This is a genomic window from Solwaraspora sp. WMMB335 (assembly GCF_049179075.1).
Classification (GTDB): domain Bacteria; phylum Actinomycetota; class Actinomycetes; order Mycobacteriales; family Micromonosporaceae; genus Micromonospora_E.
The window spans coordinates 4,837,717-4,853,812 of the sequence record NZ_JBMHMF010000001.1; the positions used below are offsets into that span (position 1 = coordinate 4,837,717).

17 protein-coding genes are annotated in these 16,096 nt (G+C 69.3%); 9 read left to right on the forward strand and 8 right to left on the reverse strand.

What is annotated here, in order from left to right; genetic code table 11:
- The first annotated feature begins 19 nt into the window (after positions 1–19).
- The 3 genes from ACN27F_RS20950 to ACN27F_RS20960 all read left to right on the forward strand — a co-directional run bounded on the left by ACN27F_RS20950 (position 20) and on the right by ACN27F_RS20960 (position 2,735).
- A complete protein-coding gene (locus ACN27F_RS20950) occupies positions 20–991 on the forward strand; it encodes an NAD(P)-dependent alcohol dehydrogenase (RefSeq protein WP_421440364.1) in 972 nt (323 codons plus the stop codon).
- Between the two features lie 55 nt (positions 992–1,046).
- The gene (locus ACN27F_RS20955; RefSeq protein WP_421435956.1) at positions 1,047–1,883 is read left to right on the forward strand and encodes a glutaminyl-peptide cyclotransferase; all 837 of its coding nucleotides are present in this window, start codon (positions 1,047–1,049) and stop codon (positions 1,881–1,883) included.
- Between the two features lie 114 nt (positions 1,884–1,997).
- A complete protein-coding gene (locus ACN27F_RS20960; RefSeq protein ID WP_421435959.1) occupies positions 1,998–2,735 on the forward strand; it encodes an NAD(P)-dependent alcohol dehydrogenase in 738 nt (245 codons plus the stop codon).
- Positions 2,736–2,843: 108 nt separating this feature from the next.
- Here ACN27F_RS20960 and ACN27F_RS20965 read toward each other — a convergent pair whose 3' ends face one another.
- Positions 2,844–3,329, reverse strand: coding sequence for a MarR family winged helix-turn-helix transcriptional regulator (locus tag ACN27F_RS20965; protein WP_421435962.1), 486 nt, complete (start codon positions 3,327–3,329; stop codon positions 2,844–2,846).
- Positions 3,330–3,449: 120 nt separating this feature from the next.
- Between ACN27F_RS20965 and ACN27F_RS20970 the strand changes: the two genes are divergently transcribed.
- Together ACN27F_RS20970 and ACN27F_RS20975 are read left to right on the forward strand one after the other, a co-directional pair.
- Positions 3,450–3,824, forward strand: a complete 375-nt coding sequence (locus ACN27F_RS20970; RefSeq protein ID WP_421435964.1) for a DoxX family protein — start codon at positions 3,450–3,452, stop codon at positions 3,822–3,824.
- A gap of 36 nt (positions 3,825–3,860) precedes the next feature.
- Positions 3,861–4,958: an alkene reductase gene (locus tag ACN27F_RS20975; protein WP_421435966.1), complete on the forward strand. Its 1,098-nt coding sequence runs from the start codon at positions 3,861–3,863 to the stop codon at positions 4,956–4,958.
- Positions 4,959–4,961: 3 nt separating this feature from the next.
- Here ACN27F_RS20975 and ACN27F_RS20980 read toward each other — a convergent pair whose 3' ends face one another.
- The 3 genes from ACN27F_RS20980 to ACN27F_RS20990 all read right to left on the reverse strand — a co-directional run bounded on the left by ACN27F_RS20980 (position 4,962) and on the right by ACN27F_RS20990 (position 7,275).
- On the reverse strand, positions 4,962–6,095 hold the full coding sequence (locus ACN27F_RS20980) for a cellulose binding domain-containing protein (RefSeq protein ID WP_421435969.1): 1,134 nt from the start codon (positions 6,093–6,095) through the stop codon (positions 4,962–4,964).
- A gap of 464 nt (positions 6,096–6,559) precedes the next feature.
- Positions 6,560–6,808, reverse strand: a complete 249-nt coding sequence (locus tag ACN27F_RS20985; protein WP_421435971.1) for a hypothetical protein — start codon at positions 6,806–6,808, stop codon at positions 6,560–6,562.
- A 227-nt stretch (positions 6,809–7,035) separates the two neighbouring features.
- Positions 7,036–7,275, reverse strand: a complete 240-nt coding sequence (locus tag ACN27F_RS20990; RefSeq protein WP_421435973.1) for a winged helix-turn-helix domain-containing protein — start codon at positions 7,273–7,275, stop codon at positions 7,036–7,038.
- A 396-nt stretch (positions 7,276–7,671) separates the two neighbouring features.
- Here ACN27F_RS20990 and ACN27F_RS20995 point away from each other — a divergent pair, with 396 nt between their 5' ends.
- Positions 7,672–8,016 carry a DivIVA domain-containing protein gene (locus ACN27F_RS20995; protein WP_421435976.1) on the forward strand — a complete coding sequence of 115 codons (345 nt, stop codon included), beginning with the start codon at positions 7,672–7,674 and terminating at the stop codon, positions 8,014–8,016.
- The gene (locus ACN27F_RS21000; protein WP_421435977.1) at positions 8,013–9,881 is read left to right on the forward strand and encodes a hypothetical protein; all 1,869 of its coding nucleotides are present in this window, start codon (positions 8,013–8,015) and stop codon (positions 9,879–9,881) included. Before ACN27F_RS20995 ends, ACN27F_RS21000 begins: the two co-directional genes overlap by 4 nt.
- 108 nt (positions 9,882–9,989) lie before the next feature.
- Here the strand turns inward: ACN27F_RS21000 and ACN27F_RS21005 are convergent, their stop codons facing one another.
- The 4 genes from ACN27F_RS21005 to ACN27F_RS21020 all read right to left on the reverse strand — a co-directional run bounded on the left by ACN27F_RS21005 (position 9,990) and on the right by ACN27F_RS21020 (position 14,018).
- Complete coding sequence (locus ACN27F_RS21005) at positions 9,990–10,670, reverse strand: lytic polysaccharide monooxygenase auxiliary activity family 9 protein (protein ID WP_421435979.1); 681 nt, start codon at positions 10,668–10,670, stop codon at positions 9,990–9,992.
- A 193-nt stretch (positions 10,671–10,863) separates the two neighbouring features.
- A complete protein-coding gene (locus ACN27F_RS21010; protein WP_421435982.1) occupies positions 10,864–11,475 on the reverse strand; it encodes an RloB family protein in 612 nt (203 codons plus the stop codon).
- Positions 11,476–11,481: 6 nt separating this feature from the next.
- Positions 11,482–12,798, reverse strand: coding sequence for an AAA family ATPase (locus tag ACN27F_RS21015; protein WP_421435984.1), 1,317 nt, complete (start codon positions 12,796–12,798; stop codon positions 11,482–11,484).
- Between the two features lie 170 nt (positions 12,799–12,968).
- Positions 12,969–14,018, reverse strand: coding sequence for a Ku protein (locus tag ACN27F_RS21020; protein WP_421435986.1), 1,050 nt, complete (start codon positions 14,016–14,018; stop codon positions 12,969–12,971).
- Positions 14,019–14,169: 151 nt separating this feature from the next.
- On the opposite strand from ACN27F_RS21020, the gene ligD (ACN27F_RS21025) reads away from it, so the two are divergent.
- Together ligD (ACN27F_RS21025) and ligD (ACN27F_RS21030) are read left to right on the forward strand one after the other, a co-directional pair.
- On the forward strand, positions 14,170–15,150 hold the full coding sequence (gene ligD / locus ACN27F_RS21025) for a non-homologous end-joining DNA ligase (RefSeq protein ID WP_421435989.1): 981 nt from the start codon (positions 14,170–14,172) through the stop codon (positions 15,148–15,150).
- Positions 15,140–16,075, forward strand: coding sequence for a non-homologous end-joining DNA ligase (gene ligD, locus ACN27F_RS21030; RefSeq protein WP_421435992.1), 936 nt, complete (start codon positions 15,140–15,142; stop codon positions 16,073–16,075). The genes ligD (ACN27F_RS21025) and ligD (ACN27F_RS21030) overlap by 11 nt, the downstream gene beginning before the upstream one ends.
- The last annotated feature ends 21 nt before the right edge of the window (positions 16,076–16,096 follow it).

Here is a 16,096-nt window from a genome sequence, read left to right on the forward strand (position 1 = left end):
GACGCGCGCCGGGACCACCATGCAGGCGGTCGCGCAGGACCGGTACGGGTCCGCCGAGGTGCTGTCCGTGCGCACGCTGCCGCGTCCGTCCATCGCCGGCGACGAACTGCTGGTACGGGTACGAGCGGCATCGATCAACATGGGCGATTGGTTCATCATGACCGGGCAGCCGTACGTCGCCCGGCTCGCCTTCGGACTGACCCGGCCGAAGGTCACGGTGCGTGGCCGCGACGTCGCCGGCGAGGTGATCGCGGTCGGCGCGGACGTGACCGGGTTCCAGCCCGGCGACGAGGTGTACGCCGAGATCAGCACCGGCAGCTTCGCCGAGTACGCGGCCGTACCGACCAAAGTGGCCTGGCACCGGCCGACCAACGTCACCTTCGCCCAGGCGGCTGCGGTGCCGGTCGCCGGGGTCACCGCGCTGCAGGGGCTGCGCGACCATGGCCGACTGCGGCCGGGGCAACGGGTGCTGATCAACGGCGCGTCCGGCGGGGTGGGCACCTTCGCGGTGCAGATCGCCAAGGCACTCGGTGCCGCCGAGGTGACCGGGGTGTGCAGCACCCGCAACGTCGAGCTGGTCCGTTCGCTCGGCGCGGACGACGTGATCGACTACACCCGGGAGGACTTCACCCGCGCCGGCCGGCGCTGGGATCTGCTCTTCGACCTCGCCGGCCGGCATCGGCTGGCGGACTGTCGCCGGGTGCTCACCAGGCACGGCACCCTGGTGCTGTCCGGCGGCGCCGGTGGCCGGTGGTTCGGTGCGCTCGGCCGGCTGGCCCACAGCACGATCTCCGGTCCGTTCGTCAGCCAGCAGGTCCGCTCGTTCGTCGCCTCCGCCCGTCAGCAGCCGTTGCGCGAGCTGGCCGAGCTGATCGAGGCCGGCAAAATCGTACCGGCTGTGGAGCGGACCTACCCGCTGGCGCGGGCGGCCGACGCGATGGCCCACTACGAGCGTGCACATCCCCGGGCGAAGCTCGTTATTACCATGTGACGCGCACCCGTGCTGACCTGCACCTGCACCCGTACAGCCGATCGGAGGTGGTGGCGTGCGCTGGCGATGGGCGGTCGTGTTCGCCCTGACGTTCGCGGTGGTCGCCGTGGGGCTGGTGGTGCTCGCCCAGCCGTGGGCGCCTGATCCGGCGTCCAGGTCGGCATCCGATTCATCGGACCCGGCAGGGGTGTCGGACAAGTTGCGGATCGACGTACTCGCCCGATACCGGCATGACACGGGCGCGTTCACCCAGGGGTTGGAGCTGCACGGCACCGACCTGTACGAGGGTACCGGCCAGTACGGCGAATCCGAGCTGCGCGTCGTGGACCTCGACACCGGCCAGGTACGCCAGCGGGTGCGCCTGTCGGACGAGGTGTTCGGCGAGGGGATCACCATCGCCGGTCCCCGGATCTGGCAGCTGACCTGGCGGGCCGGGGTCGCGTACGAGCGGGATCCGGACACCCTGGCCGAGGTGCGCCAGGTGCGTTACGACGGCGAGGGCTGGGGGATCTGCCACGACGCCGCCGCCGGCCGGCTGGTGATGAGCGACGGCAGCGACCAGTTGACGTTCCGGGATCCGCAGACCTTCACCGCCACCGGTTCGGTGGCGGTGACCCTGGACGGGGAGCCGCTGCCGCGCCTGAACGAGTTGGAGTGCGTCGGCGACGAGGTGTGGGCCAACGTCTGGCAGACCGACCGGATCGTCCGGATCGACCCGGCGTCCGGTCGGGTGGTCGCCGAGGTCGACGCCGCCGGCCTGCTCACCGGCGACGAGCGGGCCGGGGCCGACGTGCTCAACGGCATCGCCGCGGTGCCCGGCACCGACGAGTTCCTGATCACCGGCAAGTACTGGCCGGCGTTGTTCCGGGTCCGCTTCGTCCCGGCCGTCTGACGCCGGCCCGCCTTCCTACTCAGGTTCGTCTCAGCTGGCTTCGAGCAGACTCGACGGACCGGGCCGGGCCGTGACGGCCCGGTGGCGCCCGCGTGACGATGGGGAGGTCCGCCGATGCGGTCGGCTGTGTTCACCGAGTACGGCAGGCCGGAAGTGCTGCAGATCCAGCAGGTCGACAAGCCGGTCCCCCGGGACGATCAGGTGCTGATCAAGGTCCATGCGACGACCGTCACGACAGCCGAGTGCCTGATGCGTCGAGGGTGCCCCCGCTGGGGACGCGTCATCATCGGTCTGTGGCGGCCCCGCAAACGGATGCGGGTGATGGGGCTGGAGCTCGCCGGGACGGCTTCGCTGGCGCACAAGCCGGCCAACACGACATTCGAGCAGGCGGCTGCCGCAGTCGACGGTGCGACGACCGCGCTGTTCTTCCTGCGGACCAAGGTCGGGCTCGCCAGCGGACAGTCGCTCGGCGCGGACAAGGTCATCGACTACACGGTGGCGGACTTCACGCGGGGCGACCAGGCCTACGACGTCATCTTCGACACGGTGGGCCGGAGTTCCTTGCGCCGCTGCCGCCGGGTGCTCGCCACGAACGGTCGCTACATCGCCACGACCGGGCTGCGCAATGCAGTCCTGGCACCGGTGACGTCCCTGCTGGGCGGCCGGCGGGTGATCACCGGGATGTCGGCCGACAAGCGGGAGTCACTACCGATCGTCCGGGAAATGGTCGAGAGCGGCCGGCTGCGCGTGGTGGTGGACCGCAGCTATCCGTTCGAGCAGCTCGTGCAGGCCCACCACTACGTCGATCAGGGACACAAGACCGGCAACGTGACCGTACTGGTCGCCAGTTGATTCAACCGATGGCTGCCACCAGCGAAAACCAGCGGGAACTTTCATAGAGCCGGTTCGCAGAAAGCGTCATCCGGCTGTTCGGAAGATGCGGACATGCGCACTTTGCGGTCAGCGCAGGCAGGACTCGTCGGGGTCGATGGTGGTGCTGATCCGCCGGCCGATGTCGCACAGTTGCCGGCGCTGGGCCTTGGTCATCGGGTCGAAGACGAGGCGGCGTACCTCGGCGACGTGCCCGGGAGCGGCCTCGACGATCTTTTCCCAGCCCGCATCCGTGAGTATGGCGAGGGTGTAGCGGCCGTCGGCCGGGTCCGGCGTACGGCTGACCCAGCCGCGCTTCTCCAGCCGCGCCACCACCTGGGACAGTCGGGACAGCGACCCGTCGGCGATCAGCGCGAGCCGGCTCATCCGCATGGTGCGCTCCGGCGCGTCGGACAGCGCGGCCAGCACCTGGTAGTCGAACAGGCTGACCCCGGCGTCGCGCTGCAACTGCCGGTCCAGCGCGGCGGGCAGCCGCGTGAACAGGCTGACCAGGGCGAACCAGGTGTGCAGTTCGTCCTCGTCCAGCCAGCGTGGCTCCTCGGTCGCGGCGGCCATAGCACCCCAGTCTAGCTTCAAACTTCAAGTGATCACGAGGCGCGCGTCACTTGACGCTTGAAGTAAAACAGGTCTACCGTTCGCTTCAATCTTGAAGTGAGGCCGAGGCTGGAGAGACATATGAACGTCGTTCTGTGGGTGATCGCCGGACTGCTCGCCGCAGCATTCCTCGTCGCCGGACTGGTCAAGGTGAGCCAGCCGAGGGAGAAGCTCGACGAGATGGGCATGGGTGCGGTGGCCGTCCTCAGTCCCGGACTGGTCAAGACCATCGGGGCACTGGAGATCGCCGCCGCGGTCGGGCTGATCCTGCCCGCGGTGACCGGCATCGCGCCGGTGTTCGTGCCGCTGGCCGCCCTCGGCCTGGTGGCGATGATGATCGGCGCCGCGATCGTGCACGCCCGGCGCGGCGAGTACTCCAGCATCGGCGCCAACGCATTCCTGCTGATCCTGGCCGCCGTCGTGGTCTGGGGCCGCTTCGGCCCGTACGCCTTCTGATCCTGACCTGGAAACCTGGGCCGAAAGGGACCCGAGATGCCTGACCTGTTCGAGCCCGTGACCATCGGCAAGTGGACCCTGCCGAACCGGGTCGTGATGGCGCCGATGACCCGCAACCGGGCCACGCCCGACGGGGTGCCGAGCGAGCACGCCGCGACCTACTACCAGCAGCGGGCCAGCGCCGGCCTGCTGATCACCGAGGCCACCCAGCCGAGTGCCGTCGGGCAGGGCTACCCGAACACGCCCGGCCTGCACACGCCGGCACAGATCGACGGCTGGCGGCGGATCGCCGACGCCGTGCACGCCGCCGACGGGCGCATCGTCGTCCAGCTCATGCACGTCGGTCGGGTCGCCCATCCGGACAACAAGCATGGGCTGGAATCCGTCGCGCCGAGCACCGTCGCCGCCGACGGCACCTTGATCACCGCCAGCGGCCCGCAGCCGTACGTCACGCCCCGCGCCCTGACCACCGACGAGTTGCCGCAGGTGACCGACGAGTTCCGACGGGCCGCGCGGGCAGCGGTCGACGCCGGGCTGGACGGGATCGAGCTGCACGGCGCCAACGGCTACCTGCTGCACCAGTTCCTCGCCCCGTCCACCAACCAGCGCACCGACGGCTACGGCGGCTCGCCGACCGCCCGCGCCCGGTTCGTCGTCGAGACGGTCGCGGCGGTCGCCCAGGAGATCGGCCCGGAGCGGGTCGGCCTGCGGATCTCGCCGGCCAACGGCGTCAACGGGCTGGTCGAGGACGACCCCGCCGAGACCGCCGCCACCTACCGGGCACTGGTCGACGCCATCGCCCCGATCGGCCTGGCGTTCCTGCACTTTTCCGTGGACCCGACCGACCCGCAGTACGCCGACCTGTGTGCCGACCTGTCCGCCCGGTTCGGCGGCCCGGTCATCGTCAACACCGGCTTCACCAGCGTCACCGACCTGGAAACCGCGCAACACCTGGTCCGCGGTGGGCAGGCGACCGCCGTGGCCGTCGGCCGGCCGTTCATCGCCAACCCCGACCTGGTACGCCGCTGGCGTGAGCAGGCCACGCTCAACGACATCGACCAGGCGACCGTGTACGGCGGCGACGCGCGCGGCTACATCGACTACCCGACGCTGGACAACGACAGCGTTCACTGACGTTCAGGTCGTCGGGAGACCGACCGTGACCTCGGCGGTGGCCGGCGCACAGGACCCGGAGTCGGGCTGTGCGGTGATCCGGGCGACGGCACCCGCGCTGCCGGGCGCGGCGGTGATGGTGACCGGGTGTTCCCGGCTGCCGGGCCGGGTGACGGTCGGGGCGATGCTGACCCCGGGATTGCCGGTGACGGTGAGGACCAGCCCTGGCGTCGCGGAGCAGGTGGTGACCACGAACGCCATGGTCGCCGTGCCGCCGTCGGGCACCTGCACCCGCGCCGGGCAGGCGGTCACCATCAGCGCCGGCGGTGGTGGTGCCTGCCCGAACCGGACGGTCGGCGAGTCGACCGAGGCCGCCGGGGAGACGGTGACGACCCGCGCGAAGCCGGTGTGCTGCAGGCCGGTGCCGCCGCGCAGCGCCGGGTGGTCGGGCGGCACGTCCACGCCGTACGGTGCGGTCGGGTCGCTGCCGACGAGCTGGTCGTTGACGTAGAACTCGACGCGGGCGATCGTTCCTGCCTCGGTGCTGGCGTCGGCGGTCATCCGGATCGAGCACACCGACACGACGGTGCTGTTGTCGGTCGGGCTGGTCAGCGTCACCTCGGGTGCCGGGCCGGGGCCCGGGTCGCTGCCGTCGCACGGCAGTCCGTTGATCGTGCAGCCCGGCTCCTGCGGGCTGCCGGTCCAGGTGCCGCCGTAGCCGATGTTCACCGTGCCGCCGGCGGGCACCGTCTCGTTCCACCAGGTCGGGGTGGCGGTGACGGTGCTGCCGCTGACGTTCCAGGTGGCGTTCCAGCCCTGCTGGACGGTGTGGCCGGGCGGCAGGGTGAGCACCAGCGTCCAGCCGGTGACCGGGACGGTGCAGGTGTTCCTGATGATGACGTCGCTGAAGTAGCCACCGCTGTCCGGGCCGGTGCGCCAGGCGCTGGTGCCGATCTCCACGATCAGGCAGCTGGCCTGTGTGGCGGCGGTGTCGGTGGCGGTGGTGGCATGAGCCGGTCCACCGGCCGCGATGGTGCCGCCGCCGACGGCCAGGGCGAGAGCGGCTGCGGCGCGGGCCGTCGTCCGCCACCAACGGTGGCGGCCTGGTCTGCGACGAGCATCGGTACGGAGTGACGATCCGGCTGGCAGCGTCGACATCGGATGTGCTCTCCTTCGATCCCGTGCCCGCCGGCCCGCGCACACTACATCCCGTCCATGACATCATTACATTCATGTAAACCGATGTGTAAGGGCTGGCTGACTGTCACAGATCGACCGTGGCCGGCACGGCCCGTCCTGCGGGTAGACCGACAGCGCGGGGTGGATGCGATTGCACCTCATGTCGACCCGTGTCCGACTGTCGCAGTCCGGTCCCGTCGGCATTCGTCGGGTGGCCGGTGGGACGGTGGTAATCCGCGCAAGCTGGGAGAGTCTGGGCCTGGTTAGGCGGTCATGCAGGTTGGCGTTGCGCCGTGTGGGTCGCTGACCTGGGGAAACCCCGCAAGACCTGACCCACCTGGCCCACCTCAGCCGTCGAATGTGGAGCGGTGAAGGTCGCCGTGCAGAGCTCCGGCATCAGCCCTGGTCGAAGGCCCCGCTAACCCGATAGGGCCAGAAACCCGTCACGCCCAAGTGCGTATAGAAACTGGCAGCGACGTACTTGGCGCAACCGGGATGTCGTTTTGAGGCGGAGTGGTATCCGCATACCAACCTGTGCCTCGAAAATGGTCTCGCCCGTGGAGCAGCGACAGCGGGCGGTAGGCGGCGTCCTTGCTTACGCCGTACTTGTCGGCCAGCTCAGCGGTGGACGAGGGCTTGTCGCTGGGTGCGAGCATGCCTGACTCGATCATCTCGGTGACGTCGGCGGCCACGCGCCTGAACGGCGGTGGCTGTAGGCGTCGTGGTGTCTCCGGTTGGTCCGGCAACGGGTCGGGTGGCGGCTGTGCGGGTTGCCCGAGTCGAGTCGATGAGGTGTCGTCTGCGGCATCGAGTTGAGGGCTCACGCACGTCAAATCGCTGAATAACGTGCGTGAGCCCTCAACTCGACGGGCACGGCCGAATAGTGGATCATCGACTTCGGGCGCGACTCGGGTCGGCGCTACGGCTTGCGCATCCAGGTTGCCGGGTCGGTGACGAAGACGCCCTTGCCTTGGCGGCGGTCGATGACCTCAAGAGCTTCGAGTCGAATGTTCACGAGCTGCATCGTGGACGGGCTGACCGTGTACATCTTGCAGAACTGGGCGATCGACGGCAGCTTGTCGCCGGGTGCGTACTTGCCTGCCCGGATGTCGGCCATGATCTCGTCGGCAATCCGCAGGTAGTCGGGCTTGGCAGGCATGACGCTCCTGCTCGTCGGGGCTCCTCGCGTGGCAACTCCAATTTGATCACAAGAAACTCGTGTTCACAAAGAGACTTGAGTTCTCCAACTTCCTCATATAAGTTGCTGCCACGGGCGCTCCTCGCGTGGCAACGAGGCGGTGCTCGTGCCCTGGTCGGGGCGGGTGGCGTACGGCTGTCTGCCCGTCCCGACCCCAGCGAAACCCACGAGACGGCTCCGCGGCCGTACCGCCGGACGACCCTGCGGTCGCGGAGCAGGGGCGACCCGTCGGCGACCGAGCCCTCCCGCTCAGTCCTGCCCAGTTGGCGGGTCGCCCCATCCGCCCCTGCGCGACCCGACTACGCGGCGGCCGACCGGTCCCGCGTACCGATGTCCTCGGAAGAGGTGACCCCCACCGTGCGCAACCTTCTCCACCGGATCGTCAACCGACCCAGCCGCCGGCTCCACCGGATCGTCGAGCCGCCCCACCCCGCCGAATCCCGCCGGCCGCGCAACTCCGGCGTGTTCCGGCTGCCGCCGCTGCGGCCCAGGATGAGCCCCGACGAGGTCCGCGAACACCAGTTCCGCACCGTGCGGCGCGGGCTCGACCCCGCCGAGGTGTACGCCTTCCTGCACCGGGTCGCCGAGGACGTCTCCGGTCTGCGCGACGAACTGCGCCGCACCCACGACGAGAACGACCGGATCAAGTACGCGCTGCGCGAGTGGCAGAGCGAGCATATGGTCCGGCGGTACGCCTCGTGACCGCCGTCGACTGCGTCCGCTGTGCCGGGCGGCGCCTCGTCGAGGACGAACGCACCGGTGAGCAGGACACCTGCCCGGCGTGCCGGCAGGGCGGGCAACTGCGTACCCAGGTGGTGTTGACCGTCGCGAACCTGGACACCGGCGTCGTCGCCTCGGCCAACGTCGTACCCGGCATGATCGAACCCGAGCCGGCGCCCGGTGCCGGCTGGCAGATCCCGCTCCGCCCGGTGGTCGCCAGGCTCGCCGCCGAGGCCGGGGTGGCGATGGCGACGGTACGCGGCACCGGCCTGCCCGACCGCCCGCTCGACCCGGACCAGCCGAGCCTGTCGCTGCCGCCGGGCTGGCGGCCGGACCTGCCGGACGAGGAACGGGTCGCCGGGGAGGCCGAAGCGTTCGCCGCGATCTGGCATCGGGCCTGGCAGGTGTTCACCGGCCGGACCGCCGCACCCGAGCCGGTCAGCCACGACGAGCTGCTGCGCCGGCTCTGCGTGGCCGCCGACCAGCTCTGCCTCGACCTGGTTGTGGAGGCCCGATGGCATCCGTGCGTGCCGATCCTCAACTGGGACGTCCGCTTCGACGTGCCGGGCGCGGCTGTGCCGCACAGCCAGCGCGGGTACGCCCGTGACCTGGTGACCGCCGTCACCCGTACCTCGATCGTGGACGCCCTGGACGGGCTGGCACAGCGGTCGCTGACCGCCCCGGCGTACTATCTGCTGCCCGACCGGCGGTCGGCGCCCCCGCCCGAGAGCGTTGACGTCGATCAGCTCGAACGCCGCGTCAGGCGGGACTGTGGCGACGACCCGCCCGGTGCGGCGGGGGAGGACCAACCGGCCGGTGCGCAGGCGATCTGGCGGGACGGCTGCTGGCAGCACACCTCGTTGCGGCGCATCCCCGGCTCTCGTCCGGCGATCCCGGAACGCTCGCCGACGCTGCGCCGGGTCTGGCAGCCGCCGCTGCCGCCGTGGCTGGGCGAGCCGGTCCCCAGCACGCCCTGCCCGGACTGCTCGGCGACCGGCTGGCGACACCCGGTGCTGACCTGCCTGCGCTGCGGCGGCCACGGTCGGCTGCACTCCGGGGCCGTCGTCACCGTCACCGACCTGCGCGGTCAGGTCGTACACCTGAACTGGCGGCCCGACGCCGACGCCGATACCGGTGAACCGTCGGTCGAGACCGTCGGAACCTTTCCCGGTGGGCGGCCGGCGTTGCGGTTGCCGGAGCGGTTCCGGCTCGGTGGGTGGGCGGCGATATTCGGCGTACGGACGGTGGATCTGCTCGACCTGACCGAGGACCGGGTGCTCGGCCAGGATCTGCGCGACGGCATCGTGACGGTCTCCGGCGATGGGACCGGCGACGGAACCGGCGACCCCGTCCGGACGTACCTGGCCGGGGCCGCCGCCGGCCGTCCCGGTGCCCGGCTGCTGCTGTACGCCACCGACTGGCCGGGCGTGCCCGATTTCGATGCCTTTGCCACGCTGATCCTCGGTCTCGGGCTGGCGGTGCGGGTCTGCGCCCAGGACCTGCGGCACAACGCCGGCAGCCCGATGCTGGTTGACGTGGTCCGTTGGGAGATCGGCGCGGTTCCGCAGACCAGCCCGGTCGACGTGACCAGACCGCTGGACCAGCCGGCGCAGCGCAGCGTTGCCCACGCGGTCAGCGCCTGCCTGCGCTATCTGGAGCTGGCGGTGTCGGATGCGTTGCCGTTCGACGCGCGCCGACCGGTGCCCGTGCCGCAGCAACCGGTCCCGCCGCAGGTGCCTGACCTGATCACCCGGCTCGGCGAGCTGGCCGCCAGATGTCCGGGGGAGGTGGTCGCCGCGCACCTCGACCACGCCGGCTGCCAACTGTGGGTCAGCGCGTCCCGCTGATCCTGAACCCGTGGCGCGTGCCGGTGGGGCTCGTCCGGCCCAGGACGTCGTCCTGGGCCGGACGAGCACGGTTGCTGTCGATCCGGTCGATCGGGTGGGTCCCGCCGATCAGACGAAGTTCACGTCGCTGCACCACATGTAGGCCTGGTCCATGTGCGACGCCTGCCAGATGACGAAGACGACGTGGTGTCCGGTGTATCCGGAGGTGGAGACGGTGAAGCTGATGTTCTGTGACGGTGCGTACCGCCCGGTCTGGGTGATGAAGTCGAGGTTCCCCCACCCGAGGGACTGGGTGGCCGGGTTGAATCCGTTCTTGCTCACGTAGACCCGGAAGTAGTCGGCACCGTGGCTCGCCTGGTCGTACAGGTGGACCGTGAAACTGCGACTGATGTTGGTCTGCTTCCACTGCCCGGGCTGGTTCAGGCTGTTGTTGCGGGAGAGGCCGTTGCTGCACAGCTGTCCGTCGGGGGTACGGGCCTGGAAGTTTCCGCCGAGGCCGTCCCGCAGGGAGCTCATCCAGTTCCACATGGTGTCGGGGTTGGCCTGGAACGCCTGCCAGCACATCGGATCCTGCTGTTGCATGGCCGGGTTCATGTGCTGGTGCCCCCAGTCCTTCCAGCACTGGTAGGCGCGGCTCGACGGGTTGATGATGGTGCCGTGGGCCTGGGCTGCGCCGGTCCAGGGCAGCATGGCGGCCACCATCGTGAGCAGCACGATGAGCGCTCGACGGGACTGGCGGGCGGCCGGCCGGGATTGCCGGCCGGATTGATCGGGCTGGGTTGAACGCACGGTGCTTCCTCCGCTCTTGGCGTTCAGGATCGGTGCGGTGCGGGAGCGCTCCCAACCGAAGCATGGCACATATCCGTCATCCCATCAACAGTCATCAATTGATGTTGCATGGATCGAGTTGATCAAAGAGTCAGGTTTGAGCGCCTTCATGTCCGCGACTCGGGATCTCGCCGCCTCCGGCGCCGTCCTGCCGCTACCGACGTTCGAGCGCCCGCAGCAAACGGTGCATCCCGGAGGACGGGTTGTCGTCCGGGAAGGCGGTGCCGTTCCGCACGTGACGCTGTTCCAGACGTTCCGATCGGCTCGCTGCCTGCTTGCGAAGGGGCATGTAGACGGCGGCATCGATGCTCTTTCCGGCCCGCCCGTCGAGCTTGCGGCTCATGCTTTCAGCCTCGGCGGTACTGAGGTGCCTCGTCTGCTCGCGGTGATGCAAGATCAACCAAAGCTCGAAACAGGGGTTCGAGACGACCAGTCCGATGCCCTTCGCTTGAGCAAGCTGTCTGGCGTCGGACAAGTTGGGATGGTTTTTCGGCCACTCAACGTCGAAGATGCACCAGCATTCGTCGACCTCGGGGTTGGCCAGCCGGTCGGCAGCCATCTCCACCAGAGTCAGTGGCACACCTTGCTTGGGATGGATTTCGATGTTCAAGGCGGTGTTGTCTGCGACCTCGGGCAGTCGTTTCAGCCCGTTGACGTAGTCAGGCTCGGAGTTCTTGCCTTCGCAGAAGACCACGATGGTCCGTAGCTCTGGCCGGTGCGCGACTTTGCGTTTGAGGGACTTCGCCTCGCGGCGACGTTGTCTCATCGTCGGTCAGCCGATCAACCCGAGTGCCCGCAGGAAATCGGTCTGGTTCACATCAGGCAGAGCGCCGAATCGACCATGGAGATAGGCGTTTTCCAGGTTCTGCGACTTGCGGACACGTTCACCGGCGAATTCGGCCAGAGCGCCGAGCCTGGTCGATCCGTCTGGCTGTTTTTCGGTCAGCCAGACCTCGTCGCGATTCAGGTGGTTGAGTAGGCTGGTGTCATGTGAAGTGAAAATCAACTGAGCGCCGTACGGGTTGGTCACCCGACTGCGAAACACTCGCAGCAGCTCCGCTGACAGTGTCGGATGCAGACTGGCGTCCAGCTCGTCGAAGATGACGATCGAACCGTTTTGAAGGGCGGTCAGTACCGGTCCGATCAAGCCAAACCAGGTCCTCGTCCCCTCCGATTCGGCGGAGAAGTCCAGCGGTGCCGAATTGTCACCCGAGCGGTGGACGAGACGAAGTCGACGCTGGGTGCGAGTCTCGCCGGAGCTGGAATAGACGAACTCCTGCTCGTCGATGACGACGTCCTCGATCCCCAGATCGGCAAGGCGTAGCAGTGCGAGCGCCTGTTCACGGCTGCTCAAGCTCGACCACTTTCCTTCATCGTCCGAGAGTGTGAACAACGGAAGCTGATTACTGTTTGGATCGTCGAACCAGCGAAATGTATCGGCCCTAGAGAAGGGACGGCGAAGCGGCCGCCAGCCGCTGCGGAACGTTGCTCCCGGGTGCGTGCGGGACGGCACCTGGCCAAGCACCTGGATGCGCAGGATGTCGTTGGCGAATCTCGACACGAGCGGTTCGTCGAAACGACGTGCGACAGACAGTGCCAAGGTCCGTTCCGTCAGCAGCTCGCGGGTGCCTGACAGTGCGCCGAGTCCACGCTGCAGCTTCAGCTCAAGGGATTCGCGCTCGAAAATCCGGCGGCGTTTCTTTTCCGGGTAATGGAAGAGGCCCTCGTACAACACTCTGCTCTGGTCGAGCTCCACGACGTATTCGAAGCGTACATCGTCGACCGTCACTTCAAGGACGAATTCGCTGGGCCCGATCGGTCCTGCCGTGAAAGCGAACGGCTCCAGTGGGATGTCGTCTTCCCAGAAACGCAGCGAGTCAGCGATGGCGTCGCGTAACCAGGCGAGCGCAGCGACGACGTTCGACTTGCCGGAGGCGTTCGGTCCGTAGACGGCAGCCAGCGTCAGCAGGTCCTCCGCGATGTGGGGCGCCGGTCGCGCCGCTTCCCGATCGTGGTCCACAGCCACCATCGACAGCTCGACGCCCTCGGCGATCGACCGATAGTTGCTGGCCTCGAACCTGATCAGCATGGAAACCACGCTACCGCACCATGCGGGCGCGGACACAGCCGACACTTCGTCAACACTTGACGAAAATCGGCTTCTGTCTGCAGCGATGGTGCTGACATCGAGGTTCGGTCGGGGGTGGCGTACGGCTCGTGGTGAGCTCGCGTGAGGCGTACCGCGTGAGTCGTACCGCGTCAGGCGGTCTTGCGTTGGGCGGTCTTCTTCGCGGTGGTCTTCTTCTGCGCCTGCCCGGTCTTCTTGGCCGCTGGCTGTTTGCTGTCGTCGGCCGCTGCCTTCTCCTGCGGCGCTGCCTTCTTCGCGGTGGTTTTCTTCTGCGCCTGCCCGGTCTTCTTGGCCGCAGCGGCCTTCTTCGGAGCGGCGGCCTTCGCCGACTTGGCGGATTTAGCGGAGGAGATCGGGGTCGGCTGCGCCGGCTCCCGGTCCGCGTCGCCCTCGGCCGGCTCGCCACGGGCGACCCGGGCCCGTTCGACCGAGGCACGCAGCGCGGCCATCAGGTCGACGGCGGCGGCCGGGGCCGCCTCTTCCTCCTCCGGTGCGACGATCTCCCGCCCCTCGACCTTGGCGTCGATGACCTCCTGCAGCGCGGCCCGGTAGTCGTCGGTGTACTCGTCCGGCTGGAACTCCCCGGCCATCGAGTCGATCAGTGAGGCGGCCATCGCCAGCTCGGGCGGGCGGACCTGGACGTCGTCGTCGAGGAAACCGAACGACGCCTGGCGGATCTCGTCCGGCCAGAGCATCGTGTTGAGCACCAGCACGTTGTCGCGCACCCGCAGGGTGGCCAGCTGCTCCCGTTGGCGGATGGCCACCTTCACGATCGCCACCCGGTCCGAGTCGGCGAGGGCGTCGCGCAGCAGCACGTACGGCTTGGTCGCGGTGCCTTCCGGCTCCAGGTAGTAAGCCTTGTTGTAGAGCATCGGGTCGACCTGCTCGGCCGGCACGAACTCCAGCACGTCGATCGCGCGGGAGGTGCTCAGCGGCAGGTCGGCGAAGTCCTCGTCGGTCAGGATCACCATCTCGCCGCCTCCCAGGTCGTAGCCCTTGGCGATGTCGTCGTAGCTGACCTCCTCGCCGTCGATCGAGCAGACCCGCTTGTACCGGATGCGACCCCCGTCTTCGCGGTGCACCTGGTGGAAGCGGATGTCCTTCTCCTCGGTGGCGGAGTACAGGCGTACCCCGATCGAGACGAGGCCGAACGACACCGCGCCTTTCCAGATCGCGCGCATGGCTGATCCCCTTCGCCATCACCGGCGGCCGCCGACCTGGCCCCTACCCCTTCCCCAAGGTCAAGATCACCTGATCAGCCCGGTGTTGATCCAGGATCGCATCCAAAGGAACTGAGCGCGACCGCTTCGTTGCGGGTTCTAGAGTGAAGGCGTGCCGGGTGGACCGCTGCGGCCGATGCTCGCGACGACCGGGGAGCTGCCCGCAGGCCCCGGCTGGCGGTACGAGTTCAAATGGGACGGCGTGCGCGCACTAGCCGATATCTCCGGTGCCGGGCAGCAGTTGTACGCCCGGTCCGGCGCCGAGATCACCGTCGCCTACCCGGAGCTGGCGGGACTGCCCCGGCTGCTCGACGACGCTCTGCTCGACGGGGAGATGGTGCTGCTGGACGCGAGCGGCCGGCCGTCGTTCACCGCGCTCGCCGAGCGGATGCACGTCCGGGACCGGGGTCGGGCCGCCCGGCTCGCCGCGACCGCACCGGTCACGTACATGATCTTCGACCTGCTGCGGCTGCGCGGTGCCGACCTGACCGGCTGGCCCTACCACGACCGGCGGCACGCGCTGGAAGCTCTCGGGCTGGTCGGCCCGGCGTGGACGGTGCCGCCGAGCTTCGCGGACGGGCCGGCCACCCGGGCCGCCGCCGCCGAGCACGGCCTGGAGGGCGTCGTCGCCAAGCGGCACGACTCGGTCTACCGACCGGGCGCGCGCAGCCCCGACTGGGTCAAGGTCAAGATCGAGCTGACCCGGGATTTCGTCGTGGGTGGCTGGCGTCCGGGCGCACGTCGCATCGGTGGCCTGCTGGTCGGCGTACCGGCCCACAAGGGTCCTGTGGATGCGGCGGGTGCGGTGGGTGCGCTGCGGTTCTCCGGACGGGTCGGCGGCGGCATCGGGTCGGCCGCCGAGCGTGCGCTGCTGGCCGCGCTGGAGCCGCTGCGCACCGACGCGCCGCCGTTCGACGCGCCGCTGCCGCGCGAGGACGCCCGGGGCGCGATCTGGGTACGACCCGAGATCGTCATCGAGGTGCGGTACGGCCAGCAGACTCCGGACGGGCGGCTGCGGTTCCCCCGGTTCCTGCGGATCCGCCCGGACGTGCCGGCCACCGACGTCAGCGAGGAGGACGCCGATGCCGGCTGACCGGAATCCCGGCGCGGGCAGTGGCGGCCGGATCCGGGTCGAGGTGCAGGGCCGGTCGCTGGAGCTGTCGAACCTCGACAAGGTGCTCTATCCGGGCGCCGGGTTCACCAAGGGCGAGGTGATCGACTACTACACCCGGGTCTCCGGGGCGTTGCTGCCGCACCTCGCCGACCGGGCGCTGACCCGGATCCGCTACCCGAACGGCGTCGACGGCCAGTTCTTCTTCGAAAAGAACGCCCCGGCGAGCACTCCGGGCTGGGTACGTACCGAGCGGCTGCCCACCCCCGGATCGTCCCGTGGCCGAGAGGAGCTCGACTTCGTGGTCGCCGACGATCTGCCCACCCTGGTCTGGCTGGCCAACCTGGCCGCGCTGGAGCTGCACACCCCGCAGTGGCGGGTCGGGGCCGATCCGGACCTGCTCGTCGTCGACCTCGACCCGGGCGCTCCGGCCGGGATCGAGCAGTGTTGCGCTGTCGCCGTCATGATCCGGGACCGGTTCGCCGACGACGGCATCGCCTGCTACCCGAAGACCTCCGGTCGCAAGGGCATGCAACTCAGCGCTCCGGTCGCGGCCGAGCAGTCAGCCGAGGAGATATCCGGGTACGTCAAGCGGGTCGCCGAGGATCTGGAGCGCCACTCACCGAGGACGATCACGTCGAAGATGGCCAAGCGGTTGCGCCCGGGCCGGGTCTTCATCGACTGGAGCCAGAACAACGCGGCCAAGACGACAGTCGCGCCGTACTCGTTGCGGGCCGGACCGGTGCCGGCCGCGTCGGCCCCGCTGACCTGGCCGGAGGTGGAGGCTGCGGCGGCGGGTGAGCCGGGCGTCGTCCGCCAGTTCACCGCCGCCGAGGTGCTGGACCGCCTCGACGAGTACGGCGACCTGCTCGCCGACCTGCTCACCCCCGGCCCGCCGGTGCCCTGACCCCGCCGCCGGGGGCGGGCG

Excerpts from the sequence above, each read along its gene's own strand:
- ACN27F_RS21015 (WP_421435984.1), bottom strand. The coding sequence starts at position 12,798 with ATGCTGATCAGGTTCGAGGCCAGCAACTATCGGTCGATCGCCGAGGGC.
- ACN27F_RS20990 (WP_421435973.1), bottom strand. The coding sequence starts at position 7,275 with ATGCCTGCCAAGCCCGACTACCTGCGGATTGCCGACGAGATCATGGCC.
- ACN27F_RS20950 (WP_421440364.1), top strand. The coding sequence starts at position 20 with ATGCAGGCGGTCGCGCAGGACCGGTACGGGTCCGCCGAGGTGCTGTCC.
- ACN27F_RS20970 (WP_421435964.1), top strand. The coding sequence starts at position 3,450 with ATGAACGTCGTTCTGTGGGTGATCGCCGGACTGCTCGCCGCAGCATTC.
- ACN27F_RS21010 (WP_421435982.1), bottom strand. The coding sequence starts at position 11,475 with ATGAGACAACGTCGCCGCGAGGCGAAGTCCCTCAAACGCAAAGTCGCG.
- ligD (WP_421435992.1), top strand. The coding sequence starts at position 15,140 with ATGCCGGCTGACCGGAATCCCGGCGCGGGCAGTGGCGGCCGGATCCGG.
- ACN27F_RS20965 (WP_421435962.1), bottom strand. The coding sequence starts at position 3,329 with ATGGCCGCCGCGACCGAGGAGCCACGCTGGCTGGACGAGGACGAACTG.
- ACN27F_RS20960 (WP_421435959.1), top strand. The coding sequence starts at position 1,998 with ATGCGGTCGGCTGTGTTCACCGAGTACGGCAGGCCGGAAGTGCTGCAG.
- ACN27F_RS21020 (WP_421435986.1), bottom strand. The coding sequence starts at position 14,018 with ATGCGCGCGATCTGGAAAGGCGCGGTGTCGTTCGGCCTCGTCTCGATC.
- ACN27F_RS20980 (WP_421435969.1), bottom strand. The coding sequence starts at position 6,095 with ATGTCGACGCTGCCAGCCGGATCGTCACTCCGTACCGATGCTCGTCGC.
- ACN27F_RS20975 (WP_421435966.1), top strand. The coding sequence starts at position 3,861 with ATGCCTGACCTGTTCGAGCCCGTGACCATCGGCAAGTGGACCCTGCCG.